Raw genomic sequence first — 16,278 nt, forward strand, 5'->3', positions numbered from 1 at the left:
TCCTTGCCTTGGCTAACTGAGGAGATGGTTGGCGACGGCCGCCAGGTCGTCGAATACGAGGACGTCCCCGGGCACGCCTTTGGCCAGGGTTCGCTCGCCCTTGCCGGTTCTAACCAGCACAGGCTGACAATCGACGGCTCTGGCCGCCTCCAGGTCACCGCTACTGTCGCCGACGAACCAGATGCCGCCCAACGGTACGCCGTAGTGCTCGGCAATCTGCAGCAGCATGCCCGGCTTGGGTTTGCGGCAGTCGCAGCCGTCGTCGGGCCCGTGGGGGCAATGGACGATCAGGCCGACGTCGCCGCCCTGCTCCGCCACCCGCTCACGCAGCCGCCCATGCATGGCGTCGAGGGTTTCCAGGGGGTAGTAGCCACGCGCGATGCCCGACTGGTTGGTGGCCACGGCCACGGTCCAGCCCGCACGCGAGAGGCGCGCAATGGCCTCGATGGCGCCCGGGATCGGGATCCATTCATCGAGGCTTTTGATGTAGGCGTCGGAGTCATGGTTGATGACGCCGTCGCGGTCGAGGATGAGCAATTTCATGGTACGTCCTGGCAGCCAACCGCAGGCGTGGCGCCTGCGGTTGGCTCAGCCTTTAGCCGAGAACGGAGATGTCGGCGGCGCCGAGGAACAGGCCGCGCAGCTTCGCCAGCAGGGCGTAGCGGTTCGCACGGACGGCTGCGTCATCGACGTTGACCATCACCGCCTCGAAGAACGCATCCACCGGCTCGCGCAGGCTCGCCAGGCGGCCCAGAGCTTCGCTGTAGCACCGGGCGGCTGCCATGGGGGCCACGGCACGCTCGGCCTCTGCCACGGCTGCGGCAAGGGCCTTCTCGGCGTCTTCCTGCAGCAGGGCGCTGTCGACCACGGCCGGAACTTCGCCTTCGGCCTTGCCCAGCAGGTTGGAGACGCGCTTGTTGGCGGCGGCCAGGGCGGCGGCTTCGGGCAGGGCGCGGAAGGCCTGCACGGCTTGCACGCGCTGGTCGAAGTCCAGGGCGGAGGTCGGCTTGAGGGCACGGACGGAGAGGTACACCGCCACGTCCACGCCTTCGTCTTCGTAGCGGGCGCGCAGGCGGTCGAAGATGAAGTCCAGCACCTGGGTGGCCAGGCCGTCCGCCTTCACCTTGTCGCCGTACTGGGCGATGGCGAAGCCGACGGCGTCGTCCAGGTCCAGGTCCAGCTTCTTCTCGATGAGGATGCGCAGTACGCCGAGGGCCTGGCGGCGCAGGGCGAAGGGGTCCTTGCTGCCGGTGGGCAGCATGCCGATGCCGAAGATACCCACCAGGGTGTCCAGCTTGTCGGCCACCGCCAGCGCAGCACCGGTCAGGGTCTGCGGCAGCTCGGCGCCGGCGCCACGCGGCATGTACTGCTCGTTCAGGGCGTGGGCGACGTCGTCCGCTTCACCATCGTTCAGAGCGTAGTAGTAGCCGGCGATGCCCTGCATCTCCGGGAACTCGCCGACCATCTCGGTGGCCAGGTCGCACTTGGCGAGGATGCCGGCACGGGCGGCTTTCACCGGGTCTGCGCCGACGCGCTCGGCGATGTGGGCGGCCAGTGCGGAAACCCGCTCGGCCTTCTCGTACACGGTGCCGAGCTGGGCCTGGAACACCACGTTCTTCAGGCGCTCGTTGAAGGTTTCCAGCTTCTGCTTCTTGTCCTGCTTGAAGAAGAACTCCGCGTCGGTCAGGCGCGGACGCACGACCTTCTCGTTGCCCGAGATGATCTGCGCCGGGTCCTTGCTCTCGACGTTGGCCACGGTGATGAAGCGCGGCAGCAGCTTGCCGTTGGCATCCAGCAGGCAGAAGTACTTCTGGTTGTCCTGCATGGTGGTGATCAGGGCTTCCTGGGGCACCTCGAGGAAGCGCTCCTCGAACGAGCACACCAGCGGCACCGGCCACTCGACCAGTGCCGTCACCTCGTCCAGCAGGTCCGCCGGTACCACGGCGCTGCCCTTCTGCTCGGCAGCCAGTTGGTCGACGCGCTTGGCGATCAGCTCGCGGCGCTCGGCGAAGTCGGCCAGCACGTAGGCGGCGCGCAGGTCCTCCAGGTAGCTGGAAGGCTTGCTGATGCGGATGTTCGCGGGGTTGTGGAAGCGGTGGCCACGGGACTCGCGGCCCGCCTTCTGGGCGAGGATCTCGCAGTCCACCACGTCATCGCCGAAGAGCATCACCAGCCACTGGGTCGGGCGCACGAACTCTTCGCGGCGAGCAGCCCAGCGCATGCGCTTGGGAATCGGCAGGGCGGCCAGGGAGGCCTCGACGATGCCAGCCAGCAGGCCCTTGGCGGGTTGGCCGGGAATGGTCTGGCTGAACTTCAGCTTCGGCCCGCTGGTGTCGATCTGGGCCAGGTCGACGCCGCACTTCTTGGCGAAGCCGAGGGCGGCCTGGGTCGGGTTGCCGGCGGCGTCGAAGGCGGCCTGCAGCGGCGGGCCGTCGAGGTTGACGCTGCGGTCGGGCTGCTGGGTGGCCAGTTGCTCGACCAGCACCGCCAGGCGGCGCGGCGCGGCGTAGACGCGGGCGGCGCCGTGGCTCAGGCCGGCCGTCTTGAGGCCGCCGAGGATACCGGCGAGGAAGGCGTCACCGAGGGACTTGAGGGCCTTGGGCGGCAGCTCTTCGGTGCCCAGTTCGACGAGGAAATCTTGTGCACTCATTCTGCCGCCTCCAGCTTGGCCAGTACTTCGTCACGCAGTTCGGGGGTCGCCATGGGGAAGCCCAGGCGCGCGCGCGCCTGCAGGTAGCTCTGGGCCACGGCGCGGGCCAGGGTGCGCACGCGCAGGATGTAGCGCTGGCGCTCGGTCACGGAGATGGCGCGGCGGGCATCCAGCAGGTTGAAGGTGTGGGAGGCCTTGAGGACCATCTCGTAGGTCGGCAGCGGCAGCTGCAGCTCGATCAGGCGGTTGGCCTCGCTCTCGTAGAAGTCGAAGAGCTCGAACAGCTTCGGCACGTTGGCGTGCTCGAAGTTGAAGGTGGACTGCTCCACCTCGTTCTGGTGGAACACGTCGCCGTAGGTGACCACGCCGAAGGGGCCGTCGGTCCACACCAGGTCATAGACCGAGTCCACGCCCTGCAGGTACATGGCCAGGCGCTCCAGGCCATAGGTGATCTCGCCGGTCACCGGGTAGCACTCGATGCCGCCGACCTGCTGGAAGTAGGTGAACTGGGTGACTTCCATGCCGTTCAGCCAGATTTCCCAACCCAGGCCCCAGGCGCCGAGGGTGGGGGACTCCCAGTTGTCCTCGACGAAGCGGATGTCGTGCACCAGCGGGTCGATGCCGATGGCCTTCAGGGAGCCCAGGTACAGCTCCTGGAAGTTCTCCGGGTTGGGCTTCAGGACCACCTGGAACTGGTAGTAGTGCTGCAGGCGGTTGGGGKTCTCGCCGTAGCGGCCGTCAGTGGGGCGGCGCGAGGGCTGCACGTAGGCGGCGTTCCAGGTCTCCGGGCCGATGGCGCGGAGGAAGGTGGCGGTGTGGAAGGTACCGGCGCCCACTTCCATGTCGTAGGGCTGGAGCACCACGCAGCCCTGCTCGGCCCAGTACTGCTGCAGGGCGAGGATCAGGTCTTGGAAGGTGCGCACGGCGGGCGTAGTCTGGCTCACGAATTTCACCTGTGCTGGGTATTCGACTGAAAGGGCGCGAGTATACCCGATCCGACCCGCCGCAACCGCATGGAAAGCCTTATGCCACGCTGCTTCTGGTGCAACGAAGACCCCCTCTACATCGCCTACCACGACCAGGAATGGGGCGTGCCCCAACGGGATGCCGGGGCGCTGTTCGAGATGCTCCTGCTGGAGGGTTTCCAGGCCGGCCTGTCGTGGATCACGGTGCTGAAGAAGCGTGCCCGCTACCGCGAGGTGCTGTTCGGTTTCGACCCACAGCGCCTGGCGCAGATGACCGACGAGGAAGTCGAGGTGCGCATGCAGGACCCGGGCATCATCCGCAACCGCGCCAAGCTGCGCGCGGCCCGGCAGAACGCCCAGGCCTGGCTGCGCCTGGAGGACCCCTCCGCCCTGCTCTGGTCCTTCGTCGGCGGCGCACCACGGATCAACCGCTTCGCCGACCGAAGCGAGGTGCCGGCGGTGACGGCCGAGGCCGAGGCGATGAGCAAGGCGCTGCGCAAGCTGGGCTTCACCTTCGTCGGGCCGACCATCTGCTACGCCTTCATGCAGGCCACCGGCATGGTCATGGACCACACCCTCGACTGCGACCGGCATCCGCTCCTGGCGGGCTGACGGTCCGTCCCGCACCTGAGCGCGCGTCACGGTAGAATGCGCGCTTTTCCTTGCCCTGGAGTTGCCTGTGGACAAGCTCAAAGGCGCCCTCGTGGTCGGCTTCCTGCGCCTCTTCGCCCTGCTGCCCTGGCGGGCCGTACAAGCCGTGGGCGCGGCAATCGGCTGGCTGATGTGGAAGCTGCCCAACCGCTCCCGCGAGGTCACGCGGATCAACCTCGCCAAGTGCTTTCCGGAACTGTCCCCGGCCGAGCTCGACCAGCGGGTCGGCCAGAGCCTGATGGACATCGGCCGCACCCTCACCGAAAGCGCCTGCGCCTGGATCTGGCCGGCGGAGAAGTCCATCGGCCTGGTGCGCGAGGTGGAAGGCCTGGAGGTGCTGCACGAGGCATTGGCCAGCGGCAAGGGCGTGGTGGGCATCACCAGTCACCTGGGCAACTGGGAGGTGCTGAACCACTTCTACTGTGCCCAGTGCAAACCGATCATCTTCTACCGTCCGCCGAAGCTGAAGGCCGTGGACGAACTGCTGCAGAAGCAGCGCGTGCAGCTCGGCAACCGCGTCGCGCCGTCCACCAAGGAAGGCATCCTCAGCGTCATCAAGGAAGTGCGTCGGGGCGGCGCGGTGGGCATTCCGGCCGACCCGGAGCCGAGCCTGTCCGCCGGCGTGTTCGTGCCCTTCCTCGGCACCCTGGCGCTGACCAGCAAGTTCGTCCCCGGCATGCTCGCCGGCGGCAAGGCGCGCGGGGTGTTCCTGCATGCGTTGCGCCTGCCGGATGGCTCCGGCTTCAAGGTCATCCTCGAAGCCGCGCCGGAGGGGATGTACAGCGACAACGTGGAAGAAGGCGTGGCGGCGATGAGCGCCGTGGTGGAGCGCTACGTGCGCACCTACCCGACCCAGTACATGTGGAGCATGAAGCGCTTCAAGAAGCGCCCCGAGGGCGAAGCCCGCTGGTATTGAGAAAAGGCGCTTCGGCGCCTTTTTTGCGCCTTCTGCTGGGCGAGTCGGTGGTTTTAGGCTAAAAAACCGCTCAGACCAATCCAAGGTGTGTCGCGATGTCCTCCAACCAGCGCCAGCATCCCCGTACGCCGATGAAGTGCCGGATCAAGATCAGTCACGAGAGCTTCGGGGATCTCTTCGCCCAGACCCGCGACCTGTCGGACGGCGGCGTTTACGTCCGTCACCCGGACCTGGTGGCCCTGCCGGTGGGCACCATCCTCACCGGACAAGTGCAGGACCTGCCCTTCGAAGCGCCGATCCTGCAGATGGAGATCATGCGGGTGGACGCCGAGGGTGTCGGCCTGCGCTTCGTCGAGTCCTGATCCGCTCCTGACCGCTCCCGGAAATCCCCTAGCCTTCCTCGTCCGCCGTCAGCAGCACCAGTGGTTCGCACGCCTGGCGGCGGCAGCCCCAGCGATACTCCTCCCGGGTCGGCCCTTCACCGCGCCAGGTCGTTGCCGTGGCGCCGCCGTTGATGCGGAAGTTCCACACCTGGCCACGGCCGTCATGCAGGCGCCCTTCGATGCTGCAGGGCACCCAGGAGAACGCGTGGTGCAGCACCACGCCGTCCAGCAGCTCGGCCAGGGTGAAGAAGCGGCTGGCACCCCGCGCGTCCAGCTTCCAGGCGCGGCAGGCTTCGGTCAGGGCAGGTTCGGCCGAAGGCGGGGCTTCCAGTATCGGTGGCTTGATCGAATCGACCTGGTAGGGCGGCACCGGTTGGGCAGCGACGCCGTCCAAGGCGAACGCCGCAATTCCCAGGGCGAGCACGGTGCGCACCATGTCACTGCCCTCCCTGGCGGCGGGCGAGGCGCTTGAGGAACACCCCCATCTCCTTCTCCGCCTGCTTGTCGCCCTTGGCCTGCGCGGCGCTCAGGCCCTGCTCCCACGCCTGGCGAGCCCCCTCGCTGTCACCAGTGCTCTCCAGCGCCTTGCCCAGCAGCTTCCAGGCCGCCGAGTAGGCCGGGTCCTGCTCGACGCAGCGTTGCAGGTGCAGCGTTGCTGCCGTCGCATCACCCTGGTCGAGGTAGCCCTTGCCGAGGCCGAAGCGCAGCAGCGCGTTGTCCACGCCCTTGGCGAGCATCTTCTCCAGTGAATCGATCATGGTCCTGTCCCCGGGCTGTCGAGGCGCTCACCCTACCCTGATCGACGCGAGCGCCCAACCCCAAGGCTCAGAACCGCCAGAAGGCCGGGCTGAGCAGGATCAGCAGGGAGAACACCTCCAGCCGCCCCAGCACCATGGCCAGGCTCAGCACCAGCTTGGCGCCATCGGGCAGGTTGCCGTAGTGCGCCGCCGCCTCGCCCAGTGCCGGGCCCAGGTTGTTCATGCAGGAGGCCAGGGTGGAGAAGGCGGTGAGCTGGTCCAGCCCCATGGCAATCAGCAGCAGGAGCAGCACCACGAAGGTCATCAGGTAGATGGAGCAGAAGGCCCAGACCGACTCCACCACCCGCTCGGGAATCTGGCGCCGACCCAGCTTGAGGGTGAACACCCCGTTGGGGTGCAGCAGCCGCTGGAACTCCCGCACCCCCTGGCGCAGCACCAGCAGGATGCGCATCACCTTCATGCCGCCGCCGGTGGAGCCGGCGCAGGCGCCGATGAAGGTGGTGTAGAGCAGCAGGTGCGGCAGCAGGGTCGGCCAGGTGCTGAAATCGGCCAGGCCGAAGCCGGTGGTGGTGGCCACCGAGACCACCATGAACGCGGCATAGCGGATCGATTGCAGCGGCGCCTCGTAGTGCTGGTGGACGATGAGCGTGGTGGCGCAGATCACGAAGGTGCCCAGCAGCAGCAACAGGTACGCGCGGCATTCCGCGTCGCGCAGGTAGTGCCGCAGGCTGCGCTGTCGCCAGGCGAGGAAGTGCAGGCCGAAGTTCACCCCCGAGACCACCAGGAAGAACATGCACACCGCCTCCACCAGCGGGCTGTCGAAGTAGCCGATGCTGGCGTCGTGGGTGGAGAAGCCGCCGATGGCGATGGTGGAGAAGCTGTGGCAGATGGCGTCGAACAGGCTCATCCCGGCGGCCCAGTACGCCAGCGCACAGGCCAGGGTCAGGCCGCAGTAGATCAGCCACAGGGTGCGCGCGGTTTCCGCGATGCGTGGCGAGAGCTTCTGCTCCTTCAGCGGGCCGGGCATCTCGGCGCGGTACAGCTGCATGCCGCCGATCCCGAGCATGGGCATGATCGCCACCGCGAGGACGATGATCCCCATCCCGCCGAACCACTGCAGCTGCTGGCGGTAGTAGAGGACCGCCTTGGGCAGCTGGTCGAGCCCTGTGAGCACGGTTGCCCCGGTGGTGCTGATGCCCGAGACGGACTCGAACAGCGCGTCCACCAGGTCCATGCGCGGTGTGTCGATGAGCAGGAAGGGTATGCAGCCGAAGGTGCCGAGCACGGTCCAGAACAGCGCGGTGATCAGGTAGCCGTCGCGGATCTTCAGGTCCCCGTTGGCGCCGCGCACCGGCAGCCAGGTGAGCAGGCCGATGCCCAGGGTGATCAACAGCGCCATCAGAAAGCCCTGCCAGGCGCCTTCGCCGTAGTACAGATCGATCAGCAGGGGCGGCAGTTGGGTGCTGCTGAACAGCATCAGCAGCACGCCGAGGATCCGGCGGATCACCGCATGGCGCTGGGCTCGCCCGGTCACGGCGTTAGGCAGGTAAGTGTTCTGGCGCAGCGGCAGGAGGGGTTCGAAGCGGGACATGGCGGGCCCTCGGAACGGGAGGGTCCGAACCCTACCGCTGGCTCGCAGGGAGGGGATGTAGGAAGTGGCTGAAAACCGGGCGGCCGGTATCTGGATACCGCGCGCGCCCGGTTGGCGGCGTCAGAAGAAGGTCAGGCCGACCTGGAACAGCCGCTCCACGTCGCGGATGTACTTCTTGTCCACAAGGAAGAGGATCACGTGGTCGCCGGACTCGATCACCGTGTCGTCGTGGGCGATCAGCACCTCGTCGTCACGGATCACCGCGCCGATGGTGGTGCCCGGCGGCAGGGCGATGTCCTCGATCATCTTGCCCACCACCTTGCTCGACTTGGCGTCGCCGTGGGCGATGGCCTCGATGGCTTCGGCCGCGCCCCGGCGCAGGGAGTGCACGCTGACGATGTCGCCCCGGCGCACGTGGGTGAGCAGGGTGCCGATGGTGGCGAGCTGGGGGCTGAGGGCGATGTCGATCTCGCCGCCCTGCACCAGGTCCACGTAGGCGGGGTTGTTGATGAGGGTCATCACCTTGCGCGCGCCGAGCCGCTTGGCCAGCAGCGAGGACATGATGTTGGCCTCGTCGTCGTTGGTCAGGGCCAGGAAGATGTCGGCGTCGTTGATGTTCTCTTCCACCAGCAGGTCGCGGTCCGAGGCGCTGCCCTGCAGCACCACGGTGCTGTCGAGGGTGTCCGACAGGTAGCGGCAGCGGGCCGGGTTCATCTCGATGATCTTCACTTGGTAACGGCTCTCGATGGCCTCGGCCAGGCGCTCGCCGATGTTGCCGCCGCCGGCGATGACCACGCGCTTGTAGCTGTCCTCCAGGCGGCGCAGCTCACTCATCACCGCGCGGATGTGGGCCTTGGCAGCGATGAAGAACACCTCGTCGTCCGCCTCGATCACGGTGTCGCCCTTGGGGATGATCGGCCGGTTGCGGCGGAAGATGGCCGCCACGCGCGTGTCGACGCTGGGCATGTGCTCGCGGATCTGGCGCAGCTCCTGGCCCACCAGCGGGCCGCCGTAGTAGGCGCGGACGCCTACCAGCTGGGCCTTGCCTTCGGCGAAGTCGATCACCTGCAGGGCACCGGGGTACTCGATCAGGCGCTTGATGTAGTTGGTGACCACCTGCTCGGGGCTGATCAGCACGTCGACCGGGATGGCCTCGTTGTCGAACAGCGCCTCGCGGGTCAGGTAGGCCGACTCGCGCACGCGGGCGATCTTGGTGGGGGTGTGGAACAGGGTGTAGGCCACCTGGCAGGCGACCATGTTCACCTCGTCGCTGTTGGTCACGGCCACCAGCATGTCGGCGTCGTCGGCACCGGCCTGGCGCAGCACGGTGGGGAACGAGCCCTTGCCCTGCACGGTGCGGATGTCCAGGCGATCGCCGAGGTCGCGCAGGCGATCACCGTCGGTGTCGACCACGGTGATGTCGTTGGCTTCGCCGGACAGGTGTTCCGCGAGGGTGCCGCCGACCTGGCCGGCCCCGAGAATGATGATCTTCACTGATTGCTCCGTTAGCCGCGGGGAGACGCGGCGATCTTCATCAGCTTGGCATAGTAGAAGCCGTCATGGCCGTCTTCCCGGGCCAGCAGCTGGCGGCCATGGGGTTGCTTGATGCCGAACCCGCCGGCGATGTCCAGCTCCCGCGCGCCGGGGGTGCGGGCGAGGAAGGCGGCGATGTTCTCGCTGTTTTCCGCCGGCAGCGCCGAGCAGGTGGCGTAGAGCAGGATGCCGCCCACTTCGAGGGTGGGCCAGAGGGCGTCCAGCAGCTCGCCTTGCAGGGTGGCCAGGGGCGCGATGTCCTCGGCCTTGCGGGTCAGCTTGATGTCGGGGTGGCGACGGATCACGCCGGTGGCCGAGCACGGGGCATCGAGCAGAATGCGCTGGAAGGTTTTGCCGTCCCACCAGCTCGCGGTGTCGCGGCCGTCGGCGGCGATCAACTGGGCATCCAGGCCCAGGCGCGCCAGGTTTTCGCGCACGCGCACCAGGCGGCTTTCTTCCAGGTCCACGCCGACCACCTGGGCCAGGCCAGGTTCGGCTTCCATCAAATGGCAGGTCTTGCCACCGGGGGCGCAGCAGGCATCCAGCACCCGCTGGCCGGGGGCCAGTTCCAGCAGGTCGGCGGCCAGTTGCGCGGCTTCGTCCTGGACGCTGACACGCCCTTCGGAAAAGCCCGGCAGGCCGGTGACGTCGCAGGCTTCAGCCAGGCGGATGCCATCGCGGCTGAAGGGGCAGGGTTCGGCTTCGATCCCGGCCTGGCGCAGTTCGGCGAGGTAGGCATCGCGGTCGCCGTGACGGCGGTTGACCCGCAGGATCAGCGGCGGGTGGGCATTGTTGGCCGCGCAGACGGCTTCCCACTGTTCCGGCCAGGCAGCCTTCAGGGCCTTCTGCAGCCAGCGTGGGTGGGCGGTGCGTACGGCCGGGTCGCGTTCGAACTCGGCGAAGATCGCCTCGCCCTGGCGCTGGGCATTGCGCAGCACGGCGTTGAGCAGGCCCTTGGCCCAGGGCTTCTTCAGCTTGTCGGCACAGCCGACGGTTTCGCCGATGGCCGCGTGGGGCGGGATGCGGGTGTGGAACAGCTGGTATAGGCCCACCAGCAGCAGGGCCTCGACGTCACGGTCGGCCGCCTTGAAGGGCTTCTGCAGCAGGCGCTCGGCCAGGGCCGACAGGCGGGGTTGCCAGCGGGCGGCGCCGAAGGCGAGGTCCTGGGCGAGGCCGCGGTCGCGCGGGTCCACCTTGTCCAGCTGGGCAGGCAGGCTGCCGCCGAGGGAGGCCTTGCCGTTGAGCACGGCCGCCAGGGCACGGGCGGCGGCGAGGCGCGGGCTCATGCGCCGAGCACCTGGCCGGGGGCGAACTGTTCGCGGCGGCTGTTGTAGAGGTCGGCGAAGGCCAGGGGCTTGCCGCCGGGCAGTTGCAGGCGGGTGAGGCGCAGGGCGCCTTCGCCGCAAGCCACGGTGAGGCCGTCCTTGCTGGCGTCGAGGATCTGGCCGGGTTGGCCGCGGCCTTCGGCGGGCTCGGCAGCGAGCACCTTCAGCGGCTGGCCGTCGAGGGTGCTGTGGCAGATGGGCCAGGGGTTGAAGGCGCGCACCAGGCGCTCCAGTTCGTCGGCCGGGCGGCTCCAGTCGATCCGCGCCTCGTCCTTGTTGAGCTTGTGGGCGTAGGTGGCCAGGGCGTCGTCCTGCACCTCGCCCTGCAGCGTTCCGGCGGCAAGACCGGCGATGGCCTGGACGACGGCCTGGGGGCCGAGCTGGGCGAGGCGGTCATGCAGGCTGCCGCCGGTGTCGGCGGCGGTGATCGGGGTGGTGACCTTGAGCAGCATGGGGCCGGTGTCGAGACCCGCCTCCATCTGCATCACGGTGACGCCGCTCTCGGCGTCGCCCGCCTGCACCGCCCGCTGGATCGGTGCGGCGCCACGCCAGCGCGGCAGCAGCGAGGCATGGCTGTTGATGCAGCCGAGGCGCGGGATGTCCAGCACCACCTGCGGCAGGATCAGGCCGTAGGCGACCACCACCATCAGGTCCGGGGCCAGGGCGCGCAGTTCTTCCTGGGTGGCAGGGTCGCGCAGGGTCGGCGGCTGCAGGACCGGGAGGCCGTGCTGCAGGGCGAGCTGCTTGACCGGGCTGGGCATGAGCTTCTGGCCGCGGCCGGCGGGGCGGTCGGGCTGGGTGTACACGGCAACGATCTGGTGAGGGGTGTCGAGCAGGGCCTGGAGGTGTTCGGCGGCGAACTCCGGGGTGCCGGCGAAGACGAGGCGCAGGGCTTGGGTCATGCGGGGCTCACTCTCTAAAAAGAAAAAGGCTTGCCGGAGCAAGCCTTTGGGGTTCAGGGATCAAGCCTGCTGGCGGTGCTGCTTTTCCAGCTTCTTCTTGATCCGGTCGCGCTTGAGGCTGGAGAGGTAGTCGACGAATAGCTTGCCGTTGAGGTGGTCGCATTCGTGCTGGATGCACACTGCCAGCAGGCCTTCGGCAATCATCTCGAACGGCTGGCCATCGCGGTCCAGGGCCTTGATCTTGACCTTTTGCGGGCGGTCGACGTTCTCGTAGAAGCCGGGCACCGAGAGGCAGCCTTCCTGGTACTGGTCCATCTGGTCGGTCAGGGACTCGAACTCGGGATTGATGAAGACCATCGGCTCGGACTTGTCCTCCGACAGGTCCATCACCACCACGCGCTTGTGCACATTCACCTGGGTCGCCGCCAGGCCGATGCCGGGGGCTTCGTACATGGTCTCGAACATGTCGTCGATCAACTGGCGCAGCGCGTCGTCCATCACCTCCACCGGTTTGGCGATGGTGCGCAGGCGCGGATCAGGGAATTCGAGGATGTTCAGGATCGCCATATGGGTTTGTGATGCACTTGTGGAATAAAGTCAAAATCCGCTGCTAAGATGATGAGCAGCATTGAAAAACGCCTGAAAAGCCCGGTTGGGGCGGCTTTCAGGCCGTTTCGCGTGAACGCACATAATAAAGGGATTCACCGCATGAGGAAATCACTACTCGCCCTGCTGCTCCTGGCTGCCAACGGGCTGGCACAGGCTGCGGTGGAGCTCAAGGACGGCCATCCGGAACGCTATACGGTGGTCCGTGGCGACACACTCTGGGACATCTCCGGCAAGTTCCTCAGCGAACCCTGGAAATGGCCGGAAATCTGGCACGCCAACCCGCAGATCCAGAACCCGCACCTCATCTACCCCGGTGACACCCTGAGCCTGGTGTATGTCGATGGCCAGCCGCGCCTGGTGCTGGATCGCGGCGCGTCCCGCGGCACCATCAAGCTGTCGCCTCGTGTTCGCAGCACACCGATGGCCGAGGCCATTCCGACCATTCCGCTGGAGGCGATCAACAGCTTCCTGTTGTCGAACCGCATCGTTGATACCCCTGAGCAGTTCGAGGGTATTCCGTACATCGTCGCGGGTAACGCCGAGCGTGTTGTCAGTGGCGCGGGTGACCGCGTCTATGCACGCGGCAAGATCGACCCCGCAGGTGCCTCCTACGGCATTTTCCGCCAGGGCAAGACCTACATCGACCCGGATACCGAGGAATTCCTGGGCATCAATGCCGATGACATCGGTGGCGCCAACGTGGTTGCCCAAGAGGGGGATGTCACCACCATGGCCCTGACACGCTCGACCCAGGAAGTTCGCCTGGGGGATCGTCTTTTCCCCACCGAAGAGCGCTCCATCACCTCGACCTTCATGCCGAGTGCGCCCGACCGCGAGGTCAAAGGGCTAATCCTCGATGTACCTCGAGGTGTGAGCCAGATCGGCCAGTTTGATGTGGTCACCCTGAACAAGGGCAAGCGCGATGGCCTGGCCGAAGGCAACGTACTGGCGGTCTACAAGACCGGCGAAACCGTCCGCGATCGGGTCACCGGTGAGATGGTGAAGATCCCCGACGAGCGTGCCGGCCTGCTGATGGTGTTCCGCACCTACGACAAGCTCAGCTATGGTCTGATTCTCGCGGCGAGTCGCCAGTTGCAGGTGATGGACAAGGTACAAAATCCGTAGTGCCAATCAGCCCCCGCCTAGCGGGGGCTTGTTGTATACAGGGCGGCCAGCCGCGCCATGCGGCACCGGTCAAGGACGAACCCCATGCCGCCCGCCCTCTCCCCCGCCGAGCTGGAAGCCCGGCTCCGCCTGCACAGCCTCCCCGAAGTCGGCCCTCGCCGTTTCCACACCCTGATCGAAGCCTTCGCCAGCGCCTCTGCCGCGCTCAGCGCCCCGGCTGCCGCCTGGCGTTCCCTCGGCCTGCCGGAAGCCTGTGCCGGCCCGCGCCGGGATGCCGCCATCCGCGAGCGGGCCGCCCATGCGCTGGCCTGGCTGGAGGGGCCGGACTGCCACCTGATCACCTGGGATGATCCGCGCTACCCCGCCCTGCTCGCCGAACTCCCGGACGCCCCGCCCCTGCTCTTCCTCCAGGGCGACCCCGGCCTGCTGGAGACCCCGCAACTGGCCATCGTCGGCAGCCGTCGCGCCTCCGCCGCCGGGCTCGACAACGCCCACGCCTTCGCCCGCGCCCTGGCTGGCGGAGGGTTCACCATCACCAGCGGGCTTGCCCTGGGCATCGACGGTGCCGCCCACCATGGCGCGCTGGATGCCGGCGGCAAGACCATCGCCGTGCTCGGCACCGGCCTGCAGCGGCTCTACCCCCGGCGCCATGCCAGGCTGGCCCGGGACCTGCTGGCCGGGGGCGGCGCCCTGGTGTCCGAACTGCCTCTGGACTGCCCGCCCCAGGCCGCCAACTTCCCCCGCCGCAACCGCATCATCAGCGGGCTGTCCCTGGGCGTGCTGGTGGTGGAAGCCAGCCCCTCCAGCGGCTCGCTGATCACCGCCCGCCTGGCCGCCGAGCAGGGTCGCGAGGTCTACGCCCTGCCCGGTTCCATCCACCACCCGGGCGCGCGGGGTTGCCACCAACTGATCCGCGAAGGCGCCGTGCTGGTGGAGACCACCGAGCACATCCTCGAAGCCCTGCGGGGCTGGCAGCAGGTGGCACCGCTCCCAGCTGCCAAGCCGATCGAAGCCCCCCGCCAGCACCCGCTGCTGGACCTGCTGCGGGCCGCCCCCTACAGCAGCGAGGCCCTGGCCCACGCCAGCGGCTGGGACCTGCCCCGCGTACTGGCCAGCCTCACCGAACTGGAGCTCGACGGCTGTGTCGCCTGCGAGGCGGGGCGCTGGGTTCATCGCCGCGGGTGAGCCCTGTACACTCGCGCCATCGTTTTTCCGGGAGCAGGCGATGGTCAACAAATGGCAGGTTCAACGCGTGGCGCGGATCGTTCGAGAAGGCGGCGTGATCGCCTACCCCACCGAAGCAGTGTGGGGCCTGGGCTGTGATCCGTGGAATGCGGACGCGGTCTACCGCTTGCTGGCGCTCAAGGACCGGCCGGTGGAAAAGGGCCTGATCCTGGTGGCCGACGACATCCAGCAGTTCGACTTCCTCCTCGACGGCCTGCCCGACGCCTGGATCGACCAGCTCACCGCCAGCTGGCCGGGCCCCAACACCTGGCTGGTGCCCCACCAGGGCCTGCTGCCCGAATGGATCACCGGCCAGCACGACAGCGTCGCCCTGCGCGTCACCGACCACCCCCTGGTGCGCGCCCTGTGCGCTGAAGTCGGGCCGCTGGTCTCCACCTCCGCCAACCCCGGCGGGCGGCCCGCCGCCATGTCGCGCCTGCGGGTCCAGCAGTACTTCCCCGGCCAACTGGACGCCGTGCTCGGCGGCGCCCTGGGGGGCCGCCGCAAGCCCAGCACCATCCGTGACCTGGCCACCGGACGGGTGATCCGCCCCTCCTGAAGACCGCCTCCGGCCTCCAGGCCGGAACAGCCCCGGCATCGTCCGGGGCTGATGCGTTCAGGGCAGCAGCACACTGGAGCCCTGGGTGCGTCGCCCCGCCAGGTCGGTGTGGGCCCGTGCCACCTCTGCCAGGGCGTAGCGCTGGCCGATCTCCACCTGGATCGCCCCGCTGGCGATCATCCCGAACAGCTCGTCCGCCATCGCCTGCAGGCGTGCCGGCGTGTCCGCGTAGCCGCCCAGGGTCGGACGGGTGACGAACAGCGAGCCCTTCTGGGCCAGCACCCCCAGGTTGACCCCGGTGACCGGCCCCGACGCATTGCCGAAGCTCACCAGCAGCCCGCGCGGCGCCACGCACTCCAGCGAGGTCGCCCAGGTGTCCTTGCCCACCGAGTCGTACACCACCCGGCACTTCTGCCCATCGGTCAGCTCCAGCACTCGCTGCACCACGTCCTCGCGGCTGCTGTCGATGCACGCCCAGGCGCCCAGCGCCTTGGCCCGCGCGGCCTTATCCGCCGAGCCGGCGACGCCGATCAGCTTCGCCCCCGCGGCCTTCGCCCACTGGCAGGCGATGGAGCCGACCCCGCCGGCTGCCGCGTGGAACAGCACCGTCTCGCCGGCCTCCAGCGCATGGGTCTGGCGCAGCAGGTACTGCACCGTCAGCCCCTTCAGCAGCACCGCCGCCGCCTGTTCGAAGCCGATGGCATCCGGCAGCGTCACCAGGTGCCCCTCGGGCAGCACGTGGAACTCCCCGTAGGCGCCCAGCGGGCCCGTGGCGTAGCCCACCCGGTCGCCCACCTTCACCCGTGCCACGCCCTCGCCCACCGCATCGACCACCCCCGCGCCCTCGCTGCCCAGCCCGGACGGAAAGCCCGGTGCCGGGTACAGGCCGCTGCGGTAGTAGGTCTCGATGAAGTTCAGGCCGATGGCGTGGTTGCGTACCCGCACCTCGCCCGGCCCTGGCTGTGGCAGCGCGACCTCCGCCAGTTCCAGCACCTCGGGGCCGCCGTATCGGGAAAACTGGATGCGTCTGGGCATGGTTCAGGCTCCTGCATGGGAAAGGCCCTCATCCAAGCCTTCCGCTTGATCG

Annotated in this window: 17 protein-coding genes; 6 read left to right on the plus strand and 11 right to left on the minus strand. The window is 68.1% G+C overall.

The window, feature by feature from the left end; genetic code table 11:
- Positions 1-12 precede the first annotated feature (12 nt).
- The 3 genes from gmhB to glyQ are packed head-to-tail and all read right to left on the minus strand — an operon-like array spanning position 13 to position 3,594.
- The gene (gene gmhB, locus SZ55_RS19295) at positions 13-543 is read right to left on the minus strand and encodes a D-glycero-beta-D-manno-heptose 1,7-bisphosphate 7-phosphatase (RefSeq protein ID WP_044410067.1); all 531 of its coding nucleotides are present in this window, start codon (positions 541-543) and stop codon (positions 13-15) included.
- A 52-nt stretch (positions 544-595) separates the two neighbouring features.
- Complete coding sequence (gene glyS, locus SZ55_RS19300; RefSeq protein ID WP_044410069.1) at positions 596-2,650, minus strand: glycine--tRNA ligase subunit beta; 2,055 nt, start codon at positions 2,648-2,650, stop codon at positions 596-598.
- Positions 2,647-3,594 (minus strand): glycine--tRNA ligase subunit alpha, encoded by a 948-nt coding sequence (gene glyQ / locus SZ55_RS19305; RefSeq protein ID WP_044410072.1) that lies wholly within the window; start codon positions 3,592-3,594, stop codon positions 2,647-2,649. The genes glyS and glyQ overlap by 4 nt, the downstream gene beginning before the upstream one ends.
- Positions 3,595-3,675: 81 nt before the next feature.
- Here glyQ and SZ55_RS19310 point away from each other — a divergent pair, with 81 nt between their 5' ends.
- The 3 genes from SZ55_RS19310 (at position 3,676) to SZ55_RS19320 (ending at position 5,544) form a co-directional block, all read left to right on the plus strand.
- Positions 3,676-4,227: a DNA-3-methyladenine glycosylase I gene (locus SZ55_RS19310; RefSeq protein ID WP_044410075.1), complete on the plus strand. Its 552-nt coding sequence runs from the start codon at positions 3,676-3,678 to the stop codon at positions 4,225-4,227.
- Between the two features lie 67 nt (positions 4,228-4,294).
- Complete coding sequence (locus SZ55_RS19315) at positions 4,295-5,182, plus strand: lysophospholipid acyltransferase (RefSeq protein ID WP_044410078.1); 888 nt, start codon at positions 4,295-4,297, stop codon at positions 5,180-5,182.
- A gap of 95 nt (positions 5,183-5,277) precedes the next feature.
- Entirely contained in the window at positions 5,278-5,544 is a 267-nt protein-coding gene (locus SZ55_RS19320; protein ID WP_044410086.1) for a PilZ domain-containing protein, read from the plus strand.
- A 28-nt stretch (positions 5,545-5,572) separates the two neighbouring features.
- Here SZ55_RS19320 and SZ55_RS19325 read toward each other — a convergent pair whose 3' ends face one another.
- From SZ55_RS19325 to def, 7 genes are all read right to left on the minus strand, one after another.
- The gene (locus tag SZ55_RS19325; RefSeq protein WP_044410089.1) at positions 5,573-6,001 is read right to left on the minus strand and encodes a hypothetical protein; all 429 of its coding nucleotides are present in this window, start codon (positions 5,999-6,001) and stop codon (positions 5,573-5,575) included.
- A 1-nt stretch (position 6,002) separates the two neighbouring features.
- Positions 6,003-6,323: a tetratricopeptide repeat protein gene (locus SZ55_RS19330; protein WP_044410092.1), complete on the minus strand. Its 321-nt coding sequence runs from the start codon at positions 6,321-6,323 to the stop codon at positions 6,003-6,005.
- Between the two features lie 67 nt (positions 6,324-6,390).
- Entirely contained in the window at positions 6,391-7,914 is a 1,524-nt protein-coding gene (locus SZ55_RS19335) for a TrkH family potassium uptake protein (protein WP_082078288.1), read from the minus strand.
- Between the two features lie 120 nt (positions 7,915-8,034).
- Complete coding sequence (gene trkA, locus SZ55_RS19340; RefSeq protein ID WP_044410095.1) at positions 8,035-9,408, minus strand: Trk system potassium transporter TrkA; 1,374 nt, start codon at positions 9,406-9,408, stop codon at positions 8,035-8,037.
- 11 nt (positions 9,409-9,419) lie between these two features.
- A complete protein-coding gene (gene rsmB / locus SZ55_RS19345; protein WP_044410098.1) occupies positions 9,420-10,733 on the minus strand; it encodes a 16S rRNA (cytosine(967)-C(5))-methyltransferase RsmB in 1,314 nt (437 codons plus the stop codon).
- Positions 10,730-11,674 (minus strand): methionyl-tRNA formyltransferase, encoded by a 945-nt coding sequence (fmt, locus tag SZ55_RS19350; protein WP_044410100.1) that lies wholly within the window; start codon positions 11,672-11,674, stop codon positions 10,730-10,732. Before fmt ends, rsmB begins: the two co-directional genes overlap by 4 nt.
- Positions 11,675-11,734: 60 nt before the next feature.
- Positions 11,735-12,241, minus strand: a complete 507-nt coding sequence (def, locus tag SZ55_RS19355; RefSeq protein ID WP_044410103.1) for a peptide deformylase — start codon at positions 12,239-12,241, stop codon at positions 11,735-11,737.
- A gap of 141 nt (positions 12,242-12,382) precedes the next feature.
- On the opposite strand from def, the gene SZ55_RS19360 reads away from it, so the two are divergent.
- The 3 genes from SZ55_RS19360 to SZ55_RS19370 all read left to right on the plus strand — a co-directional run bounded on the left by SZ55_RS19360 (position 12,383) and on the right by SZ55_RS19370 (position 15,191).
- Positions 12,383-13,408, plus strand: coding sequence for a LysM peptidoglycan-binding domain-containing protein (locus SZ55_RS19360; protein ID WP_044410106.1), 1,026 nt, complete (start codon positions 12,383-12,385; stop codon positions 13,406-13,408).
- 84 nt (positions 13,409-13,492) lie between these two features.
- Positions 13,493-14,593 carry a DNA-processing protein DprA gene (gene dprA / locus SZ55_RS19365; RefSeq protein ID WP_044410109.1) on the plus strand — a complete coding sequence of 367 codons (1,101 nt, stop codon included), beginning with the start codon at positions 13,493-13,495 and terminating at the stop codon, positions 14,591-14,593.
- A gap of 40 nt (positions 14,594-14,633) precedes the next feature.
- Positions 14,634-15,191, plus strand: coding sequence for an L-threonylcarbamoyladenylate synthase (locus SZ55_RS19370; protein WP_044410112.1), 558 nt, complete (start codon positions 14,634-14,636; stop codon positions 15,189-15,191).
- Positions 15,192-15,248: 57 nt separating this feature from the next.
- Here SZ55_RS19370 and SZ55_RS19375 read toward each other — a convergent pair whose 3' ends face one another.
- Positions 15,249-16,226 (minus strand): NADPH:quinone reductase, encoded by a 978-nt coding sequence (locus SZ55_RS19375; protein WP_044410114.1) that lies wholly within the window; start codon positions 16,224-16,226, stop codon positions 15,249-15,251.
- Positions 16,227-16,278 lie beyond the last annotated feature (52 nt).

The sequence above is a fragment of the Pseudomonas sp. FeS53a genome (assembly GCF_000931385.1).
Taxonomy (GTDB): Bacteria; Pseudomonadota; Gammaproteobacteria; order Pseudomonadales; family Pseudomonadaceae; genus Metapseudomonas; species Metapseudomonas otitidis.